21 protein-coding genes are annotated in these 22,965 nt (G+C 70.7%); 8 read left to right on the top strand and 13 right to left on the bottom strand.

Features of this window, described 5'->3' with window-relative positions; all coding sequences use genetic code 11:
• Positions 1-5: 5 nt before the first annotated feature.
• From NYZ98_RS31135 to NYZ98_RS31115, 5 genes are all read left to right on the top strand, one after another.
• Positions 6-767, top strand: coding sequence for a thiopeptide-type bacteriocin biosynthesis protein (locus NYZ98_RS31135; protein ID WP_262847157.1), 762 nt, complete (start codon positions 6-8; stop codon positions 765-767).
• 170 nt (positions 768-937) lie between these two features.
• Positions 938-1,090, top strand: a complete 153-nt coding sequence (locus tag NYZ98_RS31130) for a hypothetical protein (protein WP_262847156.1) — start codon at positions 938-940, stop codon at positions 1,088-1,090.
• A 61-nt stretch (positions 1,091-1,151) separates the two neighbouring features.
• Positions 1,152-2,282 carry an NAD(P)/FAD-dependent oxidoreductase gene (locus NYZ98_RS31125; RefSeq protein WP_262847155.1) on the top strand — a complete coding sequence of 377 codons (1,131 nt, stop codon included), beginning with the start codon at positions 1,152-1,154 and terminating at the stop codon, positions 2,280-2,282.
• A gap of 733 nt (positions 2,283-3,015) precedes the next feature.
• The gene (locus tag NYZ98_RS31120) at positions 3,016-4,314 is read left to right on the top strand and encodes a sensor histidine kinase (protein WP_262847154.1); all 1,299 of its coding nucleotides are present in this window, start codon (positions 3,016-3,018) and stop codon (positions 4,312-4,314) included.
• Between the two features lie 399 nt (positions 4,315-4,713).
• Positions 4,714-5,085 carry an STAS domain-containing protein gene (locus NYZ98_RS31115; RefSeq protein WP_262847153.1) on the top strand — a complete coding sequence of 124 codons (372 nt, stop codon included), beginning with the start codon at positions 4,714-4,716 and terminating at the stop codon, positions 5,083-5,085.
• A gap of 131 nt (positions 5,086-5,216) precedes the next feature.
• Here the strand turns inward: NYZ98_RS31115 and NYZ98_RS31110 are convergent, their stop codons facing one another.
• Positions 5,217-6,209, bottom strand: coding sequence for a hypothetical protein (locus NYZ98_RS31110; RefSeq protein ID WP_262847152.1), 993 nt, complete (start codon positions 6,207-6,209; stop codon positions 5,217-5,219).
• Positions 6,210-6,700: 491 nt separating this feature from the next.
• On the opposite strand from NYZ98_RS31110, the gene NYZ98_RS31105 reads away from it, so the two are divergent.
• Positions 6,701-7,693, top strand: coding sequence for an alpha/beta fold hydrolase (locus NYZ98_RS31105; protein ID WP_262847151.1), 993 nt, complete (start codon positions 6,701-6,703; stop codon positions 7,691-7,693).
• Positions 7,694-7,853: 160 nt separating this feature from the next.
• On the opposite strand, the gene NYZ98_RS31100 is transcribed toward NYZ98_RS31105, so the two are convergent.
• The 4 genes from NYZ98_RS31100 to NYZ98_RS31085 form a co-directional block, all read right to left on the bottom strand.
• A complete protein-coding gene (locus tag NYZ98_RS31100; RefSeq protein WP_262847150.1) occupies positions 7,854-8,972 on the bottom strand; it encodes an alpha/beta hydrolase family protein in 1,119 nt (372 codons plus the stop codon).
• Positions 8,956-9,528, bottom strand: a complete 573-nt coding sequence (locus NYZ98_RS31095) for a TetR/AcrR family transcriptional regulator (protein WP_262847149.1) — start codon at positions 9,526-9,528, stop codon at positions 8,956-8,958. The genes NYZ98_RS31100 and NYZ98_RS31095 overlap by 17 nt, the downstream gene beginning before the upstream one ends.
• A 112-nt stretch (positions 9,529-9,640) precedes the next feature.
• Positions 9,641-10,147 carry a pyridoxamine 5'-phosphate oxidase family protein gene (locus NYZ98_RS31090; RefSeq protein ID WP_262847148.1) on the bottom strand — a complete coding sequence of 169 codons (507 nt, stop codon included), beginning with the start codon at positions 10,145-10,147 and terminating at the stop codon, positions 9,641-9,643.
• 191 nt (positions 10,148-10,338) lie between these two features.
• Positions 10,339-11,076 (bottom strand): VOC family protein, encoded by a 738-nt coding sequence (locus NYZ98_RS31085; RefSeq protein ID WP_262847147.1) that lies wholly within the window; start codon positions 11,074-11,076, stop codon positions 10,339-10,341.
• Between the two features lie 309 nt (positions 11,077-11,385).
• Between NYZ98_RS31085 and NYZ98_RS31080 the strand changes: the two genes are divergently transcribed.
• Together NYZ98_RS31080 and NYZ98_RS31075 are read left to right on the top strand one after the other, a co-directional pair.
• Positions 11,386-11,949, top strand: coding sequence for an ATP-binding protein (locus tag NYZ98_RS31080; protein WP_262847146.1), 564 nt, complete (start codon positions 11,386-11,388; stop codon positions 11,947-11,949).
• A 4-nt stretch (positions 11,950-11,953) separates the two neighbouring features.
• On the top strand, positions 11,954-12,574 hold the full coding sequence (locus tag NYZ98_RS31075; RefSeq protein WP_262847145.1) for an MBL fold metallo-hydrolase: 621 nt from the start codon (positions 11,954-11,956) through the stop codon (positions 12,572-12,574).
• 63 nt (positions 12,575-12,637) lie between these two features.
• On the opposite strand, the gene NYZ98_RS31070 is transcribed toward NYZ98_RS31075, so the two are convergent.
• The 8 genes from NYZ98_RS31070 to NYZ98_RS31035 all read right to left on the bottom strand — a co-directional run bounded on the left by NYZ98_RS31070 (position 12,638) and on the right by NYZ98_RS31035 (position 22,444).
• Positions 12,638-13,783 carry an RICIN domain-containing protein gene (locus tag NYZ98_RS31070; protein ID WP_262847144.1) on the bottom strand — a complete coding sequence of 382 codons (1,146 nt, stop codon included), beginning with the start codon at positions 13,781-13,783 and terminating at the stop codon, positions 12,638-12,640.
• Positions 13,784-14,146: 363 nt separating this feature from the next.
• The gene (locus tag NYZ98_RS31065; RefSeq protein ID WP_262847167.1) at positions 14,147-15,502 is read right to left on the bottom strand and encodes a helix-turn-helix domain-containing protein; all 1,356 of its coding nucleotides are present in this window, start codon (positions 15,500-15,502) and stop codon (positions 14,147-14,149) included.
• 271 nt (positions 15,503-15,773) lie between these two features.
• Positions 15,774-16,931, bottom strand: coding sequence for an alpha/beta hydrolase family protein (locus tag NYZ98_RS31060; protein ID WP_262847143.1), 1,158 nt, complete (start codon positions 16,929-16,931; stop codon positions 15,774-15,776).
• A 12-nt stretch (positions 16,932-16,943) separates the two neighbouring features.
• Positions 16,944-18,362 (bottom strand): S41 family peptidase, encoded by a 1,419-nt coding sequence (locus tag NYZ98_RS31055; RefSeq protein WP_262847142.1) that lies wholly within the window; start codon positions 18,360-18,362, stop codon positions 16,944-16,946.
• Complete coding sequence (locus NYZ98_RS31050) at positions 18,359-19,438, bottom strand: ABC transporter permease (RefSeq protein ID WP_262847141.1); 1,080 nt, start codon at positions 19,436-19,438, stop codon at positions 18,359-18,361. The genes NYZ98_RS31055 and NYZ98_RS31050 overlap by 4 nt, the downstream gene beginning before the upstream one ends.
• Complete coding sequence (locus tag NYZ98_RS31045; RefSeq protein ID WP_262847140.1) at positions 19,435-20,325, bottom strand: ABC transporter ATP-binding protein; 891 nt, start codon at positions 20,323-20,325, stop codon at positions 19,435-19,437. The genes NYZ98_RS31050 and NYZ98_RS31045 overlap by 4 nt, the downstream gene beginning before the upstream one ends.
• Positions 20,326-20,804: 479 nt before the next feature.
• Entirely contained in the window at positions 20,805-21,695 is an 891-nt protein-coding gene (locus tag NYZ98_RS31040; protein WP_262847139.1) for an SRPBCC family protein, read from the bottom strand.
• Positions 21,692-22,444, bottom strand: a complete 753-nt coding sequence (locus NYZ98_RS31035) for an ArsR/SmtB family transcription factor (protein ID WP_262847138.1) — start codon at positions 22,442-22,444, stop codon at positions 21,692-21,694. The genes NYZ98_RS31040 and NYZ98_RS31035 overlap by 4 nt, the downstream gene beginning before the upstream one ends.
• Positions 22,445-22,965: the final 521 nt, after the last annotated feature.

Raw genomic sequence — 22,965 nt, 5'->3', positions numbered from 1 at the left:
TCCGGATGCGGCACTCATGGCACCAAGCCAACGTCACCTTCGCCGACCCCCGCGACGCCGAACATCTGGCCGCGACCCGCATCGCCCCCATCCTGCGCGAAGCCGGACATGCCGAACTCATCAACTCGTGGTGGTTCATCCGCAAACGGCAGTGGAGAATCCGCTACCTGGCCGCCGGCGGCGCGGCGGCCCACGACGTCTTCGACGCGCTCACGACGCCAGGCCCGTGGTCGTGGACCACCAGCGTGTACGAACCCGAGACACACGCCTTCGGCGGGCCCGCGGCCATGGACACCGCCCACGCCCTGTTCCACGCCGACAGCCGGCACATCCTGTCCGGCGCCCACGACCCCGGAGATCGGCGGGAGCTCACCCTCCTGCTCTTCACGGCGATGATGCGGGCCGCCGGACTCGAATGGTTCGAGCAAGGCGACGTCTGGGCCCGTGCGGCCGATCTGCGACCCCCGGCCGCCCTCCCCGGCCCCATTCGATGGGACGGTTTCAAAGCCGGCACGCACCGGCTGCTCACCGTGGACACCGGTCCCCTGCGCGCCGGCGGCTCCCTGGAGTTCGCCGCCGACTGGTTCGCCGCCTTCGAACGGGCCGGGGCCGTCCTGGCGGACCTCGACCGCGACGGCCGCCTCACCCGGGGGCTCCGCCCGACCATCGCCCACCACATGATCTTCGCCTGGAACCGGCTCGGCCTCCCCAAGCAGGCACAGGCGGCCATCGCCCAGGCTTCCAAAGAGGTCGTCTTCAGCGAGTAGAGACAGGGGACCGGGCTTTCGGGCCGCCGTGGTCCCGGTGGGCGGGTGGTCCGGCCTGGAAGACGGAGGGCAGGACCGTCGCGACCTGATCGTGATCACTTTGGAGGTTACGGTGGGCGGCCTCGGGTAGCTCAGCGATTCGAAGGGCTACTCTACGTAAGGATCCCCCTATGAACACCGTGACGCTGATCCTGCTTCTCGCGGCTTTCGTCGCCTTCCTGCTCGCCGCGATCAACGCCAACGTGCCGCGGGTGAACCTGATCGGCCTCGGTCTGGCGCTTCTGGTCCTCACCGAGCTCATCCCCGTCTTCCAGAAGATGTAGTACCACCGGTCGCCACCCCCCTCTCGTCTCGCTCGGAGAGGGGGCCTGGGATCATTCGGGCATGGCCTATCGCGTTGTCGTCGCCGGAAGTGGCATCGTCGGAGCGAGCACCGCATACCACCTCAGCATCCGGGGTGCGGCGGTGACCGTCGTCGACCGCCCGCGCGACGGCCAGGCCACCCGCGCGGGCGCCGGCATCGTCTGCCCCTGGGTGGATCATGACGGTGACGAGGCCTGGTACCGCCTGGCCCGGGAGGGCGCCCGCTACTACCCCGTGCTCGCCAAGCTGCTCGACGGCGACGGCGACGGGGAGCCGGAGATCGGCTACGCGAGCGTGGGCGCGATCCTGGTGGCCGAGGACCCCTCCGAGCTGGCCGGGGTCGAGAACCTGCTGCGGCACCGGCGCCCGTCGGCCCCCGAGATGGGGGAGGTCACCGTCATCGACCGCCCCGTCGAGGTGTTCCCGCCGCTGAGCCCCGACCTGGTCGGCCTGCGCGTCGGCGGCGCCGCCCGGGTCGACGGCCGGACCGTACGCGACACCCTGATGCGCGCCGCCCTGCGGCGCGGCGCCGTGGAGCTGACCGGCGCCGTGGAGCTGACCGCCACCGGCACACCCCTGCTGGACGGCTCGCCGATCGACGCGGACGCCGTCGTGGTGGCCGCCGGGGCCTGGACGGGCGAGCTGTGCCTTCCCCTCGGCCACACGCTCGCGATCGGGCCCGCGCGCGGCCAGATCGTCCACGCCGAGCTCCCGGGGGCCGAGACGGCCGGCTGGCCGATCATCCTGCCCCGGCGCGGCCCCTACCTGCTCGGCTTCCCCGGGTCCCGCGTCGTCCTCGGCGCCACGGTCGAGGACGCCGGGTTCGACTCGAGGGTGACCGTCGGCGGCATCGCCGAGGTGCTGGCGGGCGCCGTCCGGCTGGCGCCCGGTCTCGCCGGGGCCACGCTCGTCGAGTCCCGCTCCGGGCTCCGCCCGATGACCGCCGACGGGATCCCGCTGCTGGGCCGCCTCCAGGGCCGCTCCGGGGGCCGCGTGGTCGTGGCGACCGGTCTGAGCGCCTACGGCTTGACAGCGGGGCCGTATAGTGGGCTGGTCGCCGCCTGTCTGGCCCTGGACGAGCCGCCGCCGCTTGACGTGACCCCCTACGCGCCCGACCGTGAAGTGACCCCCTACGCTCCTGACCGGGGATGACACGACGGTGCGGCACGGCGGACGGCACGGACGTCCGGCCCGCCGAGGGCGACACCCCCGGCGCCTTCGTGAACGCACCCAGGTCCCCGTGCGCGAGCCCCGGCCCGGTCCGATCAAGGCGGAGGCACCCGCGTTCGCGGCCAATGCCAGCATTCCGTATACAGCATCCACGGGTAGGGCTCAACGTGGTTAGGATTACCTAAAAGCCTGAGAATGATCTTGTAAAGGCGGTTTGACGTGCTAACTTGAGTGTTTCCAGATAACTCCAGAAGCGCATCGCCTCCGACGTGATCCGCCGGGGGCATGGAACGGCCCGGTTCAGGCCGCGGAGCCCGCTGGCAGACGCCCCTCAGGGCGCGGATCCACCCTGGCTCCACCCCCCAAGACCGCCCCGCTCCCGCGCTTGTTGACCGGCCTGCTCACGACGCGAGGAAAGACAGGTTCATTGTGAGGCGCCTGGAAAGCGCTATCCCGTCGTGGGCACCAGGACCGGTAGACCGTGCCGCCGCCTGATGGCACGCCGCAATCCAGGTCAACAGGCACATTGGGGTCCACTTGGTTGGGAATGATCATGTTTGGTGAGGATCGCGTACGTGACACGTATCGCCCTCCGACGCATGTGCGATTTCGCCCGCGGTCCATCCGCGGACGGGTCACTGCCCTGGTCAGCCTCTTGGCGATCCTTCTACTGGTGCCTTCGGGTGTGCTGGCCAGTGTGGTTGCACATCAGTCCGTGGCGAACACCGTCTGGCTGGAGGCCCGCAAGGAGGCGACCATCGCCGCCGCGACCGACCGCCTGGGACAGCTCAAGACAACCATCAAGTCGGACGTCCCCGGCATCGACCTGATCCAGGTCGTGGGGCCCGATCACCATGTGATCGCCTCGTCCCCCGCCGCGCGTGGCCTGCCGCCGCTCAGCTCGGCCTGGCCCGCCGCGGAGGATCCGCAGGAGGACGTGCAGAACTGCGCGGAGGGCTCGGTGGGCTGTGTCCGCCTCTCCGCGCTGCGTGTCACCTCCGCGCCGGACTCCCCCGTTGTCTACGCCGGCAAGCGGGCCCCCGCCGAAGGCGCGACAGGGCTGATCAACGCCATCTTCCTGACCCAGGGCATCGCCCTGATCATCCTGGCCGTGGTCACGACCTGGAAGGTCACCGAGCGCACCCTGCGGCCGGTGGAGGCCATCCGCGCCGAACTGGCCGCGATCAACGTCAACGACCTCAGCAGCCGCGTGCCCGAAACCTCCGGGGACGACGAGATCGCCCGGCTCGCCCGCACCGTCAACAGCACCCTGGAACGGCTGGAGCACGCCAGGGGCCGGATGGAGCTCGCGCTCAACCAGCAACGGCAGTTCGCCGCCGACGCCTCGCACGAACTGCGCACGCCCGTGGCGGGTCTTCGCGCCCAGCTGGAGGAGGCCCAGCTCCATCCCAGCGAGACCGACCTGGCCGAACTGCTCGGGCACTCGCTCAGGGACGTCGACCGGCTGCAGTCGATCATCGCCGACCTGCTGCTGCTGGAGCGGGTGGACGCCGAGGTGCTCCGGCCGAAGGAGCCGGTCGACCTGTCATCGGCGGTCCGTGCCGAGGTGTCCCGGCGGGCGGACCCGGGCAGGATCCGCCTGCGCCTGTCCCCCGACGTGACCATCGACGCCATCCACACCCAGATCGGGCGAGTGATCACCAACCTGCTCGACAACGCCGAGCGGCACGCCCGGCACACGGTGTCGGTCGAGGTGCGCAAGCACCAGGACGGCGCGGAGCTCCTCGTCGACGACGACGGGGACGGCATCGCGCTGGCCGACCGGGAAAGGATCTTCCAGCGCTTCACCCGCCTGGACGCGGCCCGCAGCCGCGACCGTGGCGGCACGGGTCTCGGCCTCGCCATCACCCGCGACATCGTCCAGGCGCACGGCGGCACGATCGAGGTCGGCGCCTCCCCCACCGGCGGCGCGCGCTTCACCATCACCATCCCCCTCACCGAACCCTCACGCTCCACCCCGAACACCTCCCACTCCACCCACACCCCTGCCTGACCCCGCACCCCCACCAACTCCCCCACCGCCCCCGTGCCCCCTAATCCCCGCGCCGCGACCCCTGAGTGTCGGGATTTCCCGCGCACCTGGTGCTTCTGTGGGCGTATGGCGTGTTGCAGGTGAGCTGCGGCAAGGTGGCAAATCCGGAGAAAGCTCGAAGGGATGGCCGGAAGTGCACGTCAGGCTGTACGCTGCGCTGTGTATATGATTGATTACCTAAAGTAGCAAATCGATCATGTGGGACATCACGAGGTTGATGAACCGTGCCGCTCCTACCCGCGACACACGCGCACGTGCGATGTGTCAGTGAGGCGCGCAGGACCCCGGTGAACGCCCAGGGCGCCGTCAGAGGCGGCCCCGACCTGGCCCTGCCCGGCGCTTCGAGTGACGGGAGCGGTGATGTACGCACTGGTGGTCCTCGTTGCCCAGGTCAACGGGCTAATGATCATCACTGTCCAGGGCGAGCTCGACATGGCCGGCAAACCGGTACTGCGTGCCGGGGTCGACCATGCCATCCACGCGGGGGACGGCCCCTTGGTCATCGAGATGTCCCGGGTGTCGTTCATCGACGCCCAGGGGTTGTCCGCGCTGGTGATGTGCCGCCGGCACGCCACCGACTCCGGCCGCTTACTGTCGCTGACCAGGGTCCCGCCCAAGGTCAGACGACTGCTGCGCCTCACCATGCTGGAGCACACCTTCACCATCACGGCCCACCCCGGACTCCCGGACCCTTCCGCCCTCACCCTCAGACCCCTGAGCCGCCGGCCCTGACCCCGGACCCTTCCCTCGAAGCGACGATCCCCACCGAAGCCGGTGCCCGGCGGCACCTGGTACGTCACGGGTCGCTTGGTACGTGCAGATGCCTGGAAGCCGGAGCGGGGGGAGGAGATGTCGGCATGGGGTCACCCGGCGCGTGTGGTGAAGGCGGCGGTGTGGACGGTGCCGTTGTGCTGGAAGTCCAGGAACAGGCGGTATTCGCCTCGGCTGGGGACCTCGGCGTGGAAGGTGACGTCCGGGCCCGGTGAGGTCCTGCCGTCGCCCGGCTGGCCGTCCGGATGGACGTGGAGGTAGGCGAGATCACCCGCCCGCAGCGCGACCAGGTGCCCGTAGGCGCCGAGATAGGGCTGGAGGTCGGTCACCGGCCGTCCGTCCCTGACGACGTTCAGGGTCAGCTCGCTGGACCGTCCGGGGACCAGGTCGCCTCGAAGCGAGACCGTGTAGCCGCCGGTCACGACCGTGCGGCCGGTGCCGGGCAGCGCCCGGGTCGTATGGTCGCCGGGCGCGTCGAGGTCGACTCCCAGCGTCAGGGCCTCGCCACCCTCGGGAGCGAAGTCGGCGAACGCGCGGTACGCCCCCGGCTCGGGCAGCGTCAGCCGCACCGACCAGACGCCGCCCGCGTCCTGCGAGGGATGAAGGTGGCGGAAGGTGCCGAGGCCGCGGTCGACCACGATGAAGTGCAGCCTCTTACCGTGACGCACCTGGTAGGCCGTGACCGGCCTGCCGTCGGGACCCGTGACGGTGAAGCGGAAGTCCGTCGCCTCGCCCGCCCGCACCGTGGTCGTCACCGGGCTGAGCGTGTAGCCGTTCTGGGACACCTGAAGACCACCGGGAATCGGCGCCGCGACCGCCCGCCCCTGACCACCGTCGCCCGGCGACGCGGAATGCTCCCCATGCCCACCGGTCGCGGAGTGTTCGTCTGGGCCGTCGGACGTGGTGGTGGCCGTGTCGTGCCGGCTCGGAGGGAGGTCGGGGCGGTTCATCGCGGTGTGCGTGGCCTCGGTGGAGCGTGGCGGCGCCAGGCCCACGGCGCCGGCCGCCTTGCCTGCACCGAACGCCCCGCCGAAGATCACCACAAGCCCGAGGGCGTAGGCCCCGACTTTGAGTGACGTGCTCATAGGAGACCTCCCGCGTCGCGCATGACCCCGAACGCCCCTCGTGTGACCACATACAGCCCGCGACCGACCCCGAACGGCTCGCGTGTAACACCGAACGCCTCGCGGGTGAGCCCGCGCGCCTCGCGGGTGAATCCGTACGTCCTTCGCCCGGCGGTATCCATACCGGCGACCCCTTCCCCGTTGTCCAGATAATGGCCTTCAAATACATATAGGGGGTATAGGTAGAAGGTAACATACCCCGTCCCACCAGCAATATCCGAAGACCTTCAGGAGCCTAGCCCGTCAGAAAGGCTCTCGAACACAGTTTCTAGAAAAGTCGCGAGGACGGCCGGCTCTGCGGCTAAGCTCGAGGTCAACGGACCGGCCGGGTCCGTTGACGGGAATCGCGCGGTGGCCCCTGTCCGTCCGCGCGCCGGGCCCTTTACAGGTGCTCCGGGGCCCGTGCGTCGGTGGAGCGGATACCCCCCCGTTCACGAATGGAGGAGACTCCGATGGCAGACAGAGGGCCGAGCGGCCTGCGGGAAACGCGTTCCGCCGACGGCACCACGATCGCGTTCGAAAAGCTGGGCGAGGGCCCGCCGGTCATCCTGGTGGTCGGCGCGTTCAACGAGCGGTCCACGGGCATGCCGCTGGCCGAGGCGCTGGCCGGCGACTTCACCGTCTTCGCCTACGATCGCCGGGGCCGGGGCGACAGCGGCGACACCGCTCCGTACGCGGTCGAGCGTGAGATCGAGGACATCGCGGCCCTCATCACCGAGGCCGGCGGGTCCGCGGCGGTCTTCGGCTACTCCTCCGGCGCGGTCCTGGCCCTGAAGGCCACCGCGAGCCTGACGGCCACCGCGAGCGGTCAGTCCGCCCCGAGCGGACGGGTCACCGCCACCGTAGGCGGGGAGCACACTCCGAACGAGCAGGGCACCGTAAGCGGGCAGGGCGCCGCAGGTGAGCAGAGCACCGCAGGTGAGCAGGGCACCGCAAGCGAGCAGGGCACCGCAAGCGAGCAGGGCACCGCAGGCGGGCGGGGCGTGACCGGGCTGGCGTTGTACGAGCCGCCGCCGTCCAGCGGGCACGATCCTTCGGCGCCCCCGCAGGACCACGTGGCGCGGCTCGGCGAGATGGTGTCGGCCGGCCGGCGGGGTGAGGCGGTCGAGTACTTCCAGACGGACATGGTCGGCATCCCCGCCGAGGTCGTGACCCGCATGCGCAACGCGCCCTTCCGCCCGGCGCTGGAGAAGATGGCCCACACCCTGGTGTACGAGGCGCTCATCCTCGAAGGCGGGATACCGGCCGAGCTGACCGGTTCGCTGACGGTCCCCACCCTGGTCCTCTGCGGCGGGGACAGCCCCGAGGCGCTCCGCCAGGCGGCCCAGGACCTCGCCGGCGCCGTCCCGCACGCCGAGCTCCAGGTGCTCGACGGCCAGACCCACGACCTCGTACCCTCCGCAATAGCCCCCACTCTCGGAAAGTTCCTCCGCGACCTGCCCTGACCCGAGCGACCGCACCCCCCCGCCCCGGCGACCACCACCCGCCCTGGTCCGGGGTGATCGCGACCTGCCTTGGCCTCAAGTGACCATGACCCGCCCAGACCTCAGGTAAGACGTCCCGGCTTCGGGAGGGAATGCCGACCTTGGGCAAGGGCTTGGGCGGTCAGGGTTTGAACGGGGTCAGGAAGTCGCCCACCAGGCGGTCGTAGCGCGTGCGGTCGACGTTCCATGCCTCGGTGTGGTCGCCGCCGTGGAACTCCTCGTACCGGATCTTCCAGTTCAGCCGGGCGCCCGCGGCGGCGAGATCGCGTGAGGCCTGCACGGGAACCTGGAGGTCGGCATCGGTGTGGATCAGGAGCAGGGGCGGCCGGACGGCGGGCGGGTGGGTGAGCAGGTCGAGCCTGGCCAGGTCGACGCCCGTCCGCCACTCCACGACCCGATCGGACAGCCACGCGGCGGCGGCCGGCAGGTGCAACTGGTTGCCGGCGAACCACCGGCCCACCCGCTCCCAGTCGTACGGCGGAGCATCCATGATCACCGCGGAGACGGTGATCGCCAGCGCCGACCTGGACAGGAACGCACCGACGATGACGCCGCCCATCGAGGTGCCGTACAGCAGGACGCGCCGCGCACCCATGCTCCGCGCCGTGCGGACGGCGGCTTCGAGGTCTCGCCATTCGGCGTCGCCGAGGTGCAGGAGCCCGTCGGGCGACGCGGGGGCGCCCTCGTCGTTGCGGTAGGTGATGTCGAGGAACGGCAGGCCGAGCCGATGAACGACCGGGAGCACCGCCAGTTCCGCCTTGCGCCGCCCGTTCTGCCCGTGAACGGCGACGACCCAGGTGGATCCCTTCCCTGGGACGTACCACGCGGGGGCGGGCCCGAGCTCGGTCGGAACCATGATCTCGGAGTAGTCGATGCCCCAGGTGACCTTGGGGTCGCCGGGCGCGACCGCGTTGAAGGCGCCCGAGGTTCCGACGGACGGGGTGCCGCCGCCGATCACCTTGCGCGTCACCCGGCCGGGGGCCCGCGACACGATGTCGCCGAACATCGTGAAGGCGCCGGTCCATTCGAACCAGTACGTCCCGGGCTTGCGGGTCCTCGGCGAGTCCGTGAGGGTCACGGTGCCGTTCCCCGAGGCGAGCACGCTGTCGGCGCCGCCGCCCCAGCGCACGACCTTGATCGCCTGGTCGCTGCCGTACCAGCCGCCCCATCCCGCCGCGCCGGTGAGGACCAGCAGGGTCGCGGCCAGCACGAGCCATGATCGCCTACGCCCGGACGCCATCGAGGATCCTCCCGACCATGCGGGCGCACAGGGCGCGGAACTCGGTCTCCGGCAGGCCGATGCGGCCGCCGAGGTAGAGGTGCACGAGGCCCTGAGTGGACGATGTCATCGCCAGGGAGACCTCCAGTGGGTCGTCCTCGCGCAGCACACCGGCGCGCATGCCCTCCTCGACCAGCTCGACCAGGCGGTCGAACGCCGGCGACCCGCCGCCCTTGAAGTCGTCGGGGAAGCGCCTGGCCTGTTCCCGGCGGTCGGTCATCAGGAACGCGTACAGGTGCGGGCTGCCCAGCGCGAAGTCGAGGAAGTCGTGCATGAGGCCATCGACGCGCGCCTCCCAGCCGCCCTCGGGGACCCGTGTCCCCCACCCCTCGGCCAGGTCACGGAACGTCCGGTCGGCCACCGCGCCGAGGAGCGCCTCCCGGTTGCGGTGGTGCTTGTAGATCGCCATGGCCGTGACGCCGACCGCCTCGGCCACCCGCCGCATGGTCACGGCCTGGGCCCCCTCGCTGACCAGGATGCCCCGCGCCGCCTCGACGATCTTCTCCCCCGTCTGCATGGTGTACAACGTATACCATGAGGTATACGTTGTACACCTTGCGATGAGCCATCCTGTTCGCCCGCGCGCTGGGCACCCGCCCCAGAAGGGATCGCCTGGGCCGAACGAGGTATCAGAAGCGCCAGCGGGTCTGGCCGTAAGGGTCCTTGGCGAAGCCGAGGACCTTGGAGGGGGCGACCTCGTACACCAGGGCCCGGCCGCCCTCGCCGTGGAACGCGCCGTCGCGCACGTCGAAGTGCCAGTTCTGGCCGTACTTCTCCTCGTAGGCCCCGGCGAGGCGCCGCAGCAGGGCGTCGTCGCCGACCACCGTCGCGTCGCCCTCGACCACGACGTCCAAACCCTCGGTGAGGGAGTTGCACCCGGTGGTGAGGACGCAGTGCGGGTTCGCGGCGAGGTTGGCGGCCTTGCGCTCGGCCGGGCCGGTGCAGAAGTACATCGCGCCCTCGGCCCAGATGCCCAGCAGCGGGGTGACGTGCGGACGTCCGTCGGGGCGCACGGTCGACAGCCAGAAGGTCCCGGCGCCCTGGAGCAGCCCGCGCGCCTCCGCCCACGGGGTCGCGGTCGCCTTCGGGTCGCTGTACCGGGCGTCCAGCTCGGCGACCGGCTCTCTGGCTTCCATATCGGTCTCCTTCATCGCTTCTCGGACGGTTCACCGCTTAGGACCGCCGGGCCTCCCGGAACTCACCGGCCCTCCCCAAAGTCCTTGCGTGGAACGAACTCAACGGGTCCCTCGGCACCTCCCTGACCGGGACGATCCGGGCCCAGGAGGCGCGGGCACAGGGCGCCTGACCGGCGTCGGCCCCGGAGGCGTCAGGGCAGGGCCAGGACGCAGAACTCGTGGCCCTCCGGGTCGGCCAGGCACGTCCACGGCACGTCGCCCTGGCCGAGGTCGAGGTCGGTGGCGCCGAGGGCCCGCAGCCGGTCCGCCTCCGCCGCCTTGTCGTCGCCGGGGTACGGCAGCAGGTCGAGGTGGACGCGGTCCGGCACGGTCTTCACGCCGGGCGTGCGGAGGAACTCCAGGTACGGGCCGCCGCCCTTGGCGGAGCGCAGCCGCGCGTGATCTTCGGTCACCTCGTGCAGGGTCCAGTCGATCGCCTCGCCCCAGAACCGGGCCATGGCCTGCGGGTCGGCGCAGTCGACGACCACCGCGGCGATCGGCCCGGTGTCCCGGTAGAGCTCCCGGGGCTCCAGCACGCAGAACTCGTTGCCCTCCGGGTCGGCCAGCACCACCCACGGCACGTCGCCCTGGCCCACATCGGCGGGCGTCGCACCGAGAGCCTGGAGGCGCGCGACCAGCTCCGCCTGATGGTCCGCCGAGGTGGTCGCGAGATCGAGGTGCACACGGTTCTTCGTCGCCGTCTTGGGCTCCGGGACGGGAACGACGTCGACGCCGACGAAGACCGGGTCCGGCCAGACGAAGTCGCCGGCGGGTCCGGCGTAAGTGGTCATACCGCCGAAAACACTCCAGCCGAGCGCCTCCGCCCAGAACCGGCCGACCGCCGAATGATCAAGAGCCTTCACGTTCACCTGAACAGGTCGCAGCGTCATGCCGGCGATCCTATGGGCCCGCTCCGCACCGGCATCCGCAGGTTCCGTCGCCGATCGGCCCCTCACCAAAGGCCCGCCGTCACAGTCCGAACCCCATTGTCATCAGGCATTGGTCGACCCCGTCCGTCCCTGGGCCGAACGACCGGAAAACGACGTGCCCGGCGCGGTGATCCGGACGGCGGGCGGCGGAGGTCGTACGCGCGCGCCGGGCGGCGCGGCGAAGGGCGATGCCCTCGTGGTGACCTGCCGCCGCGCCGCCGGATGGCGTCTCCTGCTCATCACGTTCACCGTCGACCCAGGAGCACGCCCATGCGACCGACCCCCCACCACCCGCCCGGCCCGGCACACGAGGTCCACGCCGAGGTCCACGCCGAGGTCGGCGTGCTGGTCACGCCCCTGCTGCCCGGTTCGGCCTGCCGCCGGGCACGCGAGGTCGTACGGGAGGTGCTCCGGGCGGCGGGGGTGACCGCCGGCGAGGTCGCCGACGCCGAGATCGTCGTCAGCGAGCTGGCCGCCAACTGCGAGAAGCACGGCCGGCCACCGTACGAGATCCGGGTCCTGGTGGTGGGCGGCGTCCCCACGTGGTGTGAGGTCGTGGACGGGGACCCCGACCTGCGCTGGATCCCCGCCGTCCTGAGCCGGCCCCGCGTCCAGGACTCGCCCGACGCGCTCGCGGAGGACGGGCGCGGCCTGCTCCTGGTCCGCGAGCTCTCCCAGGGGCGATGCGACGCCTACCTCACGACGACCCACGCCACGGGTACCCCGGCCAAGGCCGTCGCCTTCGCCCTCCCCACCGGTGACCGGCGGCGGCGTCCGGGATGCGCCGATGGCCCCGGGGCGCCCGCCCCGTCCGAGAGGGGGACGGTAGGTTGATCGAATGCGTCTGACAAAGTACGGCCACGCGTGTGTGCGGATCGAGGACGGCGACCGGGTGCTCGTGATCGACCCGGGCACCCTGTCGGAGATGGAGGCGCTGTCCGGCGCCACCGCCGTGCTCATCACCCACGAGCACGACGACCACATCGACGCCGACAAACTGAAGGCGGCCCGTGAGGGCAACCCCGCGCTGACCGTCCACACCCATGCCGCCCTGGCGGCGGATCTCGGTGAGGGCGTGACCGCCGTCGCGGCGGGTGACACCTTCACCGCGGCCGGGTTCAGCGTACGGGCCGTCGGCGGCGAGCACGCCGAGATCGTGGACGGCCTGCCCGGCTGCCCGAACATCGGCTTCATCGTCGAGGGCGTCTACCATCCCGGTGACTCGCTGTTCGTCCCCGAGGAGACGGTCGGCACGCTGCTGGTCCCGGTCTCCGGCCCGTGGGTGAAACTCGGCGAGGTCATCGAGTTCGTCCGGGCGGTCGGCCCGGCCCGCGCGATCCCCATCCACGACGCGCACCTCAACGAGGTCGGCATCGAGACCTTCGACTGGTGGCTGGGGGCGAAGGGCGGGACCGACTACGCCCGCGTCCCGCTGGGCGGGTCGGCCGAGCTCCAGTAGTCCAATCTCTGGAGCTCGTCCGACCCCGGGCGCGGGCGTCCGATCTGCCCAGGTCAGATCAGGTCAGGTCAGGAAGGCGCCGTACGGGCCGTTCAGGATCTGGTTCTTCTGGCTCTGGCTGAAGTGGGTGTTCGGGTAGGCGTAGAACGACGCGGACATCGGTGTGCCGTCGGTGGACGACGAGTCGGGCAGGCCGAAGGCGTGGCCCAGTTCGTGGACCATGCCGCCGTACCAGCGGTTCATCGGGCCGTTCACGCCCGCGGCGCCGTCGGCGTCGTGCTGGTTGAGCACCACCCAGCCGCCCCCGCCGCCGCCACCCGCGCCGGAGCCCTCCGCGCTGATCTCACCCACGTTGATCCAGCGCGGGTCCGGCGCGCGCAGGCTCAGCTTCCTGAGCAGCTCCTGCTGCATGTTGAACACGGTCCACCAGTACGGGTCGCTCCCGTTGGGCGTGGTCTCGTACCAGCTCTTCACGTGGTCGCCGTTGACGACCTCGACCACGGTGCTGTTGAGCGTGAACGTCTTGCCCAGTTCCTGCTTGTAGTACCGCTGCGCCTCCCGCATGACGCCGGCGATGCCGTCCGGCCACCGCTGGTCGAACGCCACGTCGGACGGCTTCAGCCAGTACACCCGGACCGTCTTTTCCGGGGGCGTGGCCGGACCGCCACCGCCGCTGGTGTGGTTCGGCAGCCGCCAGACCCGTGAGGACACCGCGTCGCAGGGCGACTGGACGAGGCCGGTGCCCGCGGCCGACGAGCCGCCCGCCGGGACGACGCACTTGCCGGAGTGCACCGCCTGCAGGCGGAAGGTCCTGTCGGTTCCGGTGACCGTCACCGCGACCAGGCGGAACTTCTGGTTGTCACCCGTGGAGCAGCTCCACGAGATGACCGTGGCGTTGTCGGCGGTGGAGGCGCCGTAGACGTCCACGCACTTGCCGGCGGCCGGCGCGCCGATGGTGTACTGGTCGGTGGTTCCGCTCACCGGGGTGAAGGTGAAGTTCTGGTTGGCGCCGCCGCCGCAGGCCCGCTGAGTGAGCTGGACGCCGTTGGCGGTGGAACCGTTGGGCAGGTCCAGGCAGTTGCCGCCGTTCTGGTTCACGGCCACCGAGGTGAACGTGGTCGCCGCGCCGGCCGGGGGGACGGCCACCATCGTGATCAGGCAGGCCACGAGGGCCGTGAGCGTCGAGATGGCGGCGGATAACCGTTTCATTGATGCACATCCTCCGTGTCACGGGAACGAGTGCAGGATGACGATCTCCAGGGGTCCCGAGTGGCGCCTTCATCGGCCCAGGCGAGATCCTCGATCCCGGCGTGTGGCCACCCTGACTCACGAAAAGCTTTTCGGCAAGCTGCTCTCAGCGGCTACCGCGAAGGACAGAAAAAAAACGAACCCACTGAAAAGCTTTTCGGCAGCGGCCACGCACGTGAAGCCCGAAGCCCGTGAGGCAAGTCGGCCGACCAGGTGGCGTGAAACTCCTATGACGCCGCGCACGTGAGACCCAGCCTCAGCAGGCGAACCGATCTGCCAAGCGGGCGCGGAACTCCTTTGCGGCCGTGCGCGTGAGAACGAGGTTCAGGAGGCGAGCTGGTCTGCCAGGTGGGCGCGGAACTCCTTGACCTGGACGGTGGTGGCGTAGGGCTCAAGGCGGTCGGAGAACTTCCGGACACGCTCGACGGCCCGGACGGACGTCAGCGACCTCGCCCCCGGGATGGCTTTTCGGGCCGAGTCGATGGCCTGTTCCACCTCCCCCATGTCCAGATATGCCTCTGCCGCGTTCACCAGGTTGAGCTGGGCCGATCGGGGACGGTCCTGTGTGAATTCCCGTACCGCCAGCTCCGCGCAGTCGGTCGCGCGCTTGTGCTGGCCGAGCAGGTTCCAGCACATACCCATCCGGGCGATGAGCTCTGGTTCGTCGTTCCAAGCGGCCCAGTCTGGATCCCGATCCGTGGTTCCCTGGGCGAACACCCGCTCCGCTTGGACGAGTTGAAGTTCGATCCTTTTTGCGCTGTGCGTGTCACCGGTCTCGGCCGGTCGGGTGTGCAGCGCCGCGGCCCATGCTCCGTCCACCAGCGACATGGCGATTACGCGCGGGGGCGCCTGAACGCGGCGGGCCGTTTCCACAGCGGCCCTGGTCAGCCATACCGCCTGGGCAGACTGATTCAGGTGCAGTGCTTGATGCGTCATGCTCTCCAGGACCAACGCACCCGTCAGAGCATCGTCCCCCGACTTCGCCAGCTTGAGCGCCTGGCCGAAGTAGTACTGGGCCTGCCCGTGATGGTCCAGGTCGAAAGCCGTCCAACCTGCCATCTCAGTCATCGCGGCGGCGGCAGTCATCAGCTCGGCACCGACCCTGTCGTTGTAACGGCCTCGGAGCAGCGGCGCGACGGTCGTGTTCAGGTAGTCGACCACAGCCGGGCGCACGAGTCCGGCACCGAACTGGTGATCCATCTGCCCGAACGCCTGCCGCGCCTCAACGATCCGCTTGACGTCCGAGAGGCCGACGACAGGCCCGGAACCTTGACTCGCGGCAGAGGCGACGGGAGCGCCATAACTCCAAGCCGACAGCCAGCTCCCGAGGGCGGCGGGGACGAACGGCATGGCGGCGAGCAGATGACGCCGTTCCGGATCCACGTCGTACCTCCACAGTCGTCTGGCCGCCTCGACGGTAGCCGCGAGCGACAAGTCGCTGAAGTCCGGACACAGCCAGGCTTCCGTATCGACCGGCTCCCCGCCCTCCACCCACCGCTCCACCTCGACCGGATCCACGCCGAACACCTCGGCCATCCGCGCCCGGTACACCGGCCGGATCTCCTGCCTGCCCCGCTCCCACCGGCCCCACGTCGTCGGCGACACCCACAGCGCCTCCGCCATCGCGTCCTGGCTCATGCCCAGCCGCCTGCGCGCCCGCGCCAACTCCGGACGCCCCACACCCCGCCCCGACCCGCCCACGACCACCTCCGAAACAATGGGTCACCGATCAGCGACCCATTGTCACCAAGCATGGTCCCCCTCCCCCACCCCCCAATCCAAACGACCGGAAAACGACCGCCCAACGCGAAGAAACCGGTGGCGTCGTGGTCAGGCGGCCTGGGTCGCATCGTGGACGGCGGGCTATGTAGCGGGCTCGCGACCGGGGAAGGCGGGGGGCGGAAGGGCCGGGAGTCCTTGGAAAACCGCCCGAGCCGAAGGCGAGGACCTTTCAGGGTTGGGCGCAGGTGGCGGGGCAGAATTTGACCTCCGGGTAGCGGGTCGAGGGTTTGTCCAGCAGGGGTTGACGTTGTGATTTGAGGTGCTGGTCGAGGAAGGCCGCCACGTACGTGCGGGTCAGCTCGGCGGAGCGCGCCCAGGGCAGGGCGCCGGGGAGGGGCTTGAGGCCGAGGGCGCCCGACAGCAGCGGGAGGTCGGTGAAGGACGCGTGGTCCGCGCCCGTCAGCACGACCCAGCGTTTCCACCCGGTCAGCAGCTTCCAGTCGCGGTCCCACGTGGCGTCGCGCCCCCCGGGGACGTGCGGCGGCGCACCCATGAACATGAACGGCCGGGTGAACCCGCCCTTGGGGATCCGGGCGTAGGTGGTGCCGTCCATGTCGATTCCGGCGCGTACACGGGAGTCCTTCACCATGGTCGCCATGGCGGCGGCCCCGCCGATCGACTGGCCCACCATCGCGATCCTGGCGGGATCGATCAGTCCGGAACGATCCCACTTCGTGGTCAGCTCGTCGAGGACGTACGAGGCGTCGGCCGCCCGCCCCTGGACCACCCCCGTGCCGAAGCCAGGGTCGGTGTCACTGTCACAGGCCAGGCATTCGGCGACCCGCCCGCCGGGGAAGGTGGTGGCGTAGCTCTCGTAGGTGTGGTCGATCCCGGCCACGACGTACCCCCGGCCGGCCAGGTCCTCGGCCAGGGCCGTGAGCGTGCTCATCGGCTTGGTGAAGCCGGGTGAGAGCACCACCAGGGGAAGCCTCCGCCCCACAGGGGCGGCGTCCTGGACGGCGTTGGTGCGCGTCTTGCTCAGCGTGTCGTACGGCACCGTCGCGATCCCGGAGCCTTTCATGAGGAGTTCGGACTCCTTCGGCGTCATGTACGGCGCGCGACGCCCGTCGCTCCGTCCGGCCGGGTACCACAGGGTGACCTTGAGCTCCCTGACCTGGACGTCGAGGTTCCAGGGGTCGGGACGTGAGGTGTCCTTCAGGTACAGGGCGGTGGTGCCGACCGGATGGGTGCCGGTGGGGGCGGGCAGGACGGCGGGCCCGGTGGGCGTGGCCGACGGGCCGCCGCCGGACCGGGGTGGAACCGGCGCGGAGCAGGCGGTCGCGGCGAGGACGGCCAGTCCCGCGGCAACGGCCAGGATCTGTCTCATCGGGAGGTCCATTCACTTGTGCAGCAAGGCCAGGGCCTTGGCCAGCGCCGGGTCGCGCCCGGCGGCCGCGTCCTTCGGGGTCAGGGGCACGTAGTGGTCGGGCGGCACGCCGATCCGGTCGATCACCTCGTGATCGGGCCCCAGGTGGTGCCTGGCGGGGAAGCCCAGGGCGGTGTTGTTGGCGAGCAGGTACGACTGCGCCGGGCCGGAGATGAGCCCCGCGGTCCTGGTGCCCACCAGCAGGCCGATGCGCAGATCCTTGACCGCGGAGCTGAAGTGCTCGCACGCCGAGGCGCAGCCGCGGTCGGTGAGCGTCACCAGCGGCAGGCCGAGCAGCTCGACGGTGTCATCGGTCCGCCCGATCTCGCATCTGGCGTCCACGGTGCACTGGTAGGCGGTCACCTTGCCGTGGACGAACGCGCTCAGCAGCCGGGTCGCCTCCACGGGACTGCCGCCGCCGTTGCCGCGCAGGTCCAGCACGACGCCGGACAGCGTCCTGCCGGTGCGCAGCCGGGATATCGCCGTGAAGACCCTGTTCGCGACGTCGGGGGCGAATCCGGTCAGCCGTACGTAGGCGATGTCGTCGTCCAGCAGCTTCGACCGCACCACCTGAAGGGTGGCCAGGTCCCGCTGGTAGAGGCCGGGTTTGAGCGTGACCGTCCAGCGGCGGCCGGTGGTCTGCCGCAGGAGCCGAACCCGGACCGGGCGGGCCTGCGGGTACCGCGGGTAGAGGGCGGCGATCGCGGGGGTGGCCCTGCCGCCGGCGAAGGGCGCCGATCCGTCGACCGATTCGATGATGTCGCCGGGGCGCAGCCCGGCGGCCTTCGCGGCGCCGCCCTGGACGACGGTGACGAACAACGGGGGGAGGGCGGTGCCGGGGTTGCCCTCCGCCTGCGAGCCGTTGACGTTCGCCCGGAGACCGAGGCCGTAATCGTCGCCGTCGTAGTAGTCGGGCGGGCGCTTGAGGTCGTGCGCCCAGCGGGCGTGGTCGTCGCCGAGGGCGGCCACCATGGCCTCCAGGGTGACGACGGCCAGCTTGTCGCGGAGGGTGGGGACCTGGTCGGTGACCTTCCGGTAGGCGGTCTCGAAGGCGGTCCAGTCGGCCTTGCGGTCGCCGGTCAGCGCGGGCATGGTCGCCTCGGGCAGGTCGCGCCCGTCGCGGTTGAGCTCCTGGGTCAGGGCGACGAATCCGGCGGTCAGCAGGGCGCGGGCGTCCAGTGTGGCGCCGCTGTAGTACTTGCCGAGGATGCAGAAGTACGCCTGCTCGATGACGTCGATCGTGGTGGCCGTCTCCGCGGCCGGGGGGCCCTGGGGCTGTGTGCAGACCGCGCCGGCCGCCGTGCCCGCCTGGCCGCGCGGCGGTGCCGGCGCGGTGCAGGCCGCCGCCAGGAGGATGGCGAGCCCGGCGGCGGTGGTCCTGAGGGCGGTCATGACAGGCGCCTGCGGATCCACCAGAAGGCGAACCACGTGAGGCCGAGGGTGAGGACGGCGTAGATGCCGGTCTCGATCCACTGGAAGGGCCAGAAGCGGGCGAGGGGCTGGTACGTCGCCTGCTGCCGGTAGCCGAGCCGGTTGATCTCGACAAGGCACGTGCCCAGGCCCTGCGCCTGCGTCGGTGCGCAGGGTCCCGAGGTCGTGGAGATCGGGACGGAGCCTTCACCCCCGCCACCGTCACGGCCGCCGCCACCTCCACCGGCACCGCCGAGCGTACGTCCGGACGGATCGACCATCGTGTTGGCCAGGACCCAGGCGCCCGTGTCACCGGGAACGGCGGTCTCCAGGGAGACGCGCACCTTTCCGCCTTCGTCCCGTGACACGCCCAGCCCGTCCACGTTCGCCTCGCTGAGCTCGAAGGTCGAGGTGACCGGGGGCATCAGGTGGGGCCGGACCAGCAGCGGCATGGCGAGCTGGATCGCGACGAAGACCGCCAGGGTGAGGGCCATCGCGGGCAGCGTGCGGCGGACCAGCATGCCCACGGTCACGCCCAGGACGAAGGCGAAGGCCGCGTACCCCACCGGGGCGATGCCGCGCGCGCCGAACACCAGGGGGGTCATCAGGGCCAGGTTCCCCGGGGCCGACTTGTCCAGGGGGTCCGACCACCAGGTCACCGCGAGGCCGCACACGCAGGCGGCGGCCATGGCCGCCAGGCCGACGACCCCGAGTTTGACCGCCAGCCAGCGGACGCGGGTGACGCTCTGGTTCCACACCAGCAGGTGGGTGCCCGCCTCCAGCTCGCGTGTGATCAGCGGTGCCCCCCAGAAGAGCCCGACGAGGGCGGGCAGGAGCAGCACGATGAGGCTGACGGCCATGAAGGGCATGTCGTACTGGCCGAAGAACCGGTCGTAGAAGCGGCCGCAGGTGTCGTCCTGGGTGCAGGCGGCGATGCCGGTGGTGTAGCCGGAGGCCATGTTCGGGCCGGTCAGGGCCAGGGTGGTGGTGAGGACGACGAGCAGGGCGGCCGTCATCACGGCCGAACCGCGGAACTGACGCCAGGTCAGCCAGGTCATCTCTGCACCTCCAGAGCCACTCGCCGGTTCTCGGCGGCGCGCTGCTCCATGTAGGCCAGGACGAGGTCCTCCAGGCTGAGCTGGGTGACCGTCCAGGCGGGGTCGTGGATCGGGGAGTCGGTATGGACCACCAACGTGCTCTGCCGGTCGGTGTGGCCGGCGGAGATGACGTGCTGGTCGGCGGGGAGCCGGTCGGGGTCGAGGCGCGGGCCGGTGAGGCGGTGGTGGGTGGCCAGCAGCCGGTCGACCTCCCCGGCCACCTGGACCCGGGAGTCGATGAGGACGATCAGGTAGTCGCAGACCCGTTCCAGGTCGGAGACCAGGTGGGAGGAGAGGACGACGCTGAACTCGTGCTCGGCGGTGGCCTCCATCAGCCCTTGCAGGAACTCCCGGCGGGCCAGCGGGTCGAGGGAGGCCACGGGCTCGTCCAGGATCAGCAGCTCGGGCCGTTTGGCCAGGCCCAGGGTCAGGGCGAGCTGGGCGCGCTGGCCGCCCGACAGCTTGCCCACCCGGTGCTTGGGGGCGAGGCCGAGCCGCGCGATGCGGTCCTCCGCCATGGTGGCGTCCCAGCGGGGGTTGAGCCGTGCGCCCAGCCGGAGGTGGTCGGCGATGGTCAGTGCCGCGTAGACGGGGGTCTCCTGGGCGACGAACCCGACCCTGGCGAGCTGGGCGGGCGTGCCCCCGGGCCGCCCGCCCAGCACGGTGATCTCGCCCGCCGTCGGTTCGAGCTGGCCGCCGGCCAGCTTCAGCAGCGTGGTCTTGCCGGCTCCGTTGGGGCCCACCAGCCCCACGACGTGTCCCGCCGGGATGTCGATGGTGCACTCGCGCAGCGCCCAGTGCCGGCCGTACTTCTTGCCCAGTGCCTGGGCCTCCAAGACAGCGGTCACGCTATGTCCTCCTGAGAGGCGGTCCGAAAGGTTGTCATGAAAAGGGCCTCGATGCTCTCGTCGTCAAGACCGGCGCGGCGGGCCTTGGCCAGCCGGCGCCGCAGTTCCAGCCGGAGGGGGCCGGTCGCCCTCCCGCAACAGCCCGAGCCGCAGCGCGTGCCGCACCTGCTGGACGAGCTGCTGGTACGGCGAACGTCCGGACTTGGCATCCCGGTAGAACTCGATCACCGTTCCTCCATTTATCTACCGTACTAGTACTATAGGGTCTCGCATATAAGAAACCGGTGAGAAAGCCACGCACTCGCGGTCCTTGGCCGGTTCACCGGTCGGCCGCCACACATCGGCGCCGGGGGCGGACTCGCTGGGGAGCGGACAAAAGGCCTGTGTCGAAGGCGCCGCCGGAGGTCTGGCGGAGGCTTTGACACAGGCCTTGGTGAGTGTGGTCGTCGGACGCGTGGTCGCCGGTGGAGGAGTGTCGGCTAGTTGATCGTCAGGAGTCCCTGCGGGATGCCTTCGAGGTGTACCTCGACCCACATCGTGCGCCAGTTCTTGACCTCGTGGTAGCGGCGCAGTTCCGCCAGGCCCGCGAGCCAGCCCATCCAGCCGTCGTACGGCGGCCGGGTTTCGTCGAATCCACTGTGGACGAACGTCAGCCGGGTGTGCCCCGCCGAGTCGGCCAGCTCCCAGGACTCCACCATCTCGCCCCAGTCGACCGACATCGAACGCCCCGGCTGGATGTCGATGATGTGCGCGGGTTCGCTGTTCGCCTCGAACCCGCCCATCGCCCAGCGACCCCCCGGGCGCAGCTCGGCGTCGAGCTTCACGCCGAACCACCGGGAGAACCGCTCCGGCTCGGTCAGCGACTCGTAGACCGCGAGCCGATCGGCGTCGATCAGCACCTCGCCGCGCAGCACCGCGCTGGTGAAGTCGCACCGCGCGATGGGTTCCCGCCCCTCGGCGTAGTCGGCCAGGTTGGCCAGGGCCAGCGCCCAGTAGGTGTGCATCAGGCCGCGGTCGCCGCCGTCCGTCAGCAGCTCGGGCCAGCCGGGCACCTCGGTCTGGGTGAGCGTCAGCAGGGTCGACCCGCTTTCCCCACCCGGTCCCGGCTCGGCGGTCAGTGCGATGTCGACGATGGTGGGAACGCCGTCGAGCTCCCAGGAGAAGCGCAGCGAGCCGTCGTCGGCGTGCAGCAGGCGCTGGTGCGGCGCTTCGCCGTCCGGGGTGAAGCGACCCCAGAACCGGTAGCTGCCGGGCAGGTCCACCTCGGCGTGCTCGGCGAGCCAGACCCGCAACGCCGCCGGGTCGGTGAGAGCACGATGTACCGCGCGCGGCGGGGCGGCGATCCGGAGGCTCTTCTTCATGGTGGTCATCGGGCTTCTCCTTGTCGGCTTCTGTCGTCTTCGTCGCGTTGGCGGTCGGGGTAGCAGGCGACGGCGAGTTTGAACGCGTCACCTTCTGCGCCGCCGTATCTGGCGAAGAGGTCCTGCAGGGCGGCCTTCAGGTCGGCCATGAACTCGGGGCGCCGGTCCGGCCGCACCCGGATCTCACCGGAGACACCGAGTGACGGCAGCTCCGGCTCGTCCGGGTTCGGCTCATCCGTATGCGGCCCGTCCGTATGCGGCCCGTCCGTATGCGGCTCGAGCGCGCCCGACTCCCCCGCGTCCAACTCGTCCGCGTGCGGCCCTTCGGCGTGCCGGGCCGCCTGGTGGTCCGCTTCGCGGCGCCGGGCGGCTCGGCGGGCCGCTTGGGTATGGAGGGCGGCGACATCGGATTGGACCTCTTCCATGAGGTCGAGGAGGTAGCCGAGGCTGGCCTCGTCGCGTTCCTGGGGCCGGCCGATCCGGCCGACGAGTCGGGGGGAGAGCCAGTAGGCGCGCGCGGTGGCCTGGTAGACGCCCTCGTTGATGCCGCGCACCCGGCGCTCGGCGACCTGGGTGACGAGGCCGTGTTCTACGAGCCGCTTGACGTGGTAGTAGACGCGCTGCTGGGTCTGGTCCAGCCGGGCGGCGACCTCGGTGCACGAGCGCGGCTCGGCCAACTGCCGCAGCACCTCGATGCGCTGCGGTTTGAGCAGCGTCTCGGCCTGCTCGACGCGCTCCAGGTACAGGAGGTCTCTCATCACAAAAATCATCCTGTACGTAAAAAATTATTTTGTCAATCGGAAGGTGCTTAGGGGTAAGCGGGCCGCGCTGGGCGGCGTGGTTGGTAAGGACCGGTGCCTAGCCGGGAGAACGGACCGGCCGGTCGCCGCACGACGGCGCCGGATTCGCCGTACCACTCCCCACCGCGTCGGCGCCGTGGTGAAAGGACACTACGACGACGAAGGGGATCCCGCCTGCGGCCAGGCGATGGGGGCAGGGGGGCGGAAGGGCCGGGAGGCCTTGGAAAAACTGCCCGAGCCGAAGGCGAGGACCTTTGACCGGCCGGTCGCCGCACAACGGCGCCGGATTCGCCGTACCACTCCCCACCGCGTCGGCGCCGTGGTGAAAGGACACTACGACGACGAAGGGGATCCGACCTGGGGCCCAACAGGGCCGAGGGCGACGGAGGTCAGGAGCTGGAGCGATGGTGGCAGGGCGATGTCGGCGGGGAGGCGGAGGGGCCGGGAGGCCTTGGAAAAACTGCCCGAGCCGAAGGCGA

Source organism: Sphaerisporangium corydalis, assembly GCF_025506355.1.
GTDB lineage: Bacteria > Actinomycetota > Actinomycetes > Streptosporangiales > Streptosporangiaceae > Sphaerisporangium > Sphaerisporangium corydalis.
This window is presented reverse-complemented; position numbering and strand designations above follow the sequence as displayed.

Bases quoted from the DNA above. Each gene is read 5' to 3' on its own strand.
- NYZ98_RS31135 (WP_262847157.1), top strand. From the start codon at position 6: ATGCGGCACTCATGGCACCAAGCCAACGTCACCTTCGCCGACCCCCGC.
- NYZ98_RS31130 (WP_262847156.1), top strand. From the start codon at position 938: ATGAACACCGTGACGCTGATCCTGCTTCTCGCGGCTTTCGTCGCCTTC.
- NYZ98_RS31125 (WP_262847155.1), top strand. From the start codon at position 1,152: ATGGCCTATCGCGTTGTCGTCGCCGGAAGTGGCATCGTCGGAGCGAGC.
- NYZ98_RS31115 (WP_262847153.1), top strand. From the start codon at position 4,714: ATGTACGCACTGGTGGTCCTCGTTGCCCAGGTCAACGGGCTAATGATC.
- NYZ98_RS31110 (WP_262847152.1), bottom strand. From the start codon at position 6,209: ATGAGCACGTCACTCAAAGTCGGGGCCTACGCCCTCGGGCTTGTGGTG.
- NYZ98_RS31105 (WP_262847151.1), top strand. From the start codon at position 6,701: ATGGCAGACAGAGGGCCGAGCGGCCTGCGGGAAACGCGTTCCGCCGAC.
- NYZ98_RS31100 (WP_262847150.1), bottom strand. From the start codon at position 8,972: ATGGCGTCCGGGCGTAGGCGATCATGGCTCGTGCTGGCCGCGACCCTG.
- NYZ98_RS31095 (WP_262847149.1), bottom strand. From the start codon at position 9,528: ATGCAGACGGGGGAGAAGATCGTCGAGGCGGCGCGGGGCATCCTGGTC.
- NYZ98_RS31090 (WP_262847148.1), bottom strand. From the start codon at position 10,147: ATGGAAGCCAGAGAGCCGGTCGCCGAGCTGGACGCCCGGTACAGCGAC.
- NYZ98_RS31085 (WP_262847147.1), bottom strand. From the start codon at position 11,076: ATGACGCTGCGACCTGTTCAGGTGAACGTGAAGGCTCTTGATCATTCG.
- NYZ98_RS31080 (WP_262847146.1), top strand. From the start codon at position 11,386: ATGCGACCGACCCCCCACCACCCGCCCGGCCCGGCACACGAGGTCCAC.
- NYZ98_RS31075 (WP_262847145.1), top strand. From the start codon at position 11,954: ATGCGTCTGACAAAGTACGGCCACGCGTGTGTGCGGATCGAGGACGGC.
- NYZ98_RS31070 (WP_262847144.1), bottom strand. From the start codon at position 13,783: ATGAAACGGTTATCCGCCGCCATCTCGACGCTCACGGCCCTCGTGGCC.
- NYZ98_RS31060 (WP_262847143.1), bottom strand. From the start codon at position 16,931: ATGAGACAGATCCTGGCCGTTGCCGCGGGACTGGCCGTCCTCGCCGCG.
- NYZ98_RS31055 (WP_262847142.1), bottom strand. From the start codon at position 18,362: ATGACCGCCCTCAGGACCACCGCCGCCGGGCTCGCCATCCTCCTGGCG.
- NYZ98_RS31050 (WP_262847141.1), bottom strand. From the start codon at position 19,438: ATGACCTGGCTGACCTGGCGTCAGTTCCGCGGTTCGGCCGTGATGACG.
- NYZ98_RS31040 (WP_262847139.1), bottom strand. From the start codon at position 21,695: ATGACCACCATGAAGAAGAGCCTCCGGATCGCCGCCCCGCCGCGCGCG.
- NYZ98_RS31035 (WP_262847138.1), bottom strand. From the start codon at position 22,444: ATGAGAGACCTCCTGTACCTGGAGCGCGTCGAGCAGGCCGAGACGCTG.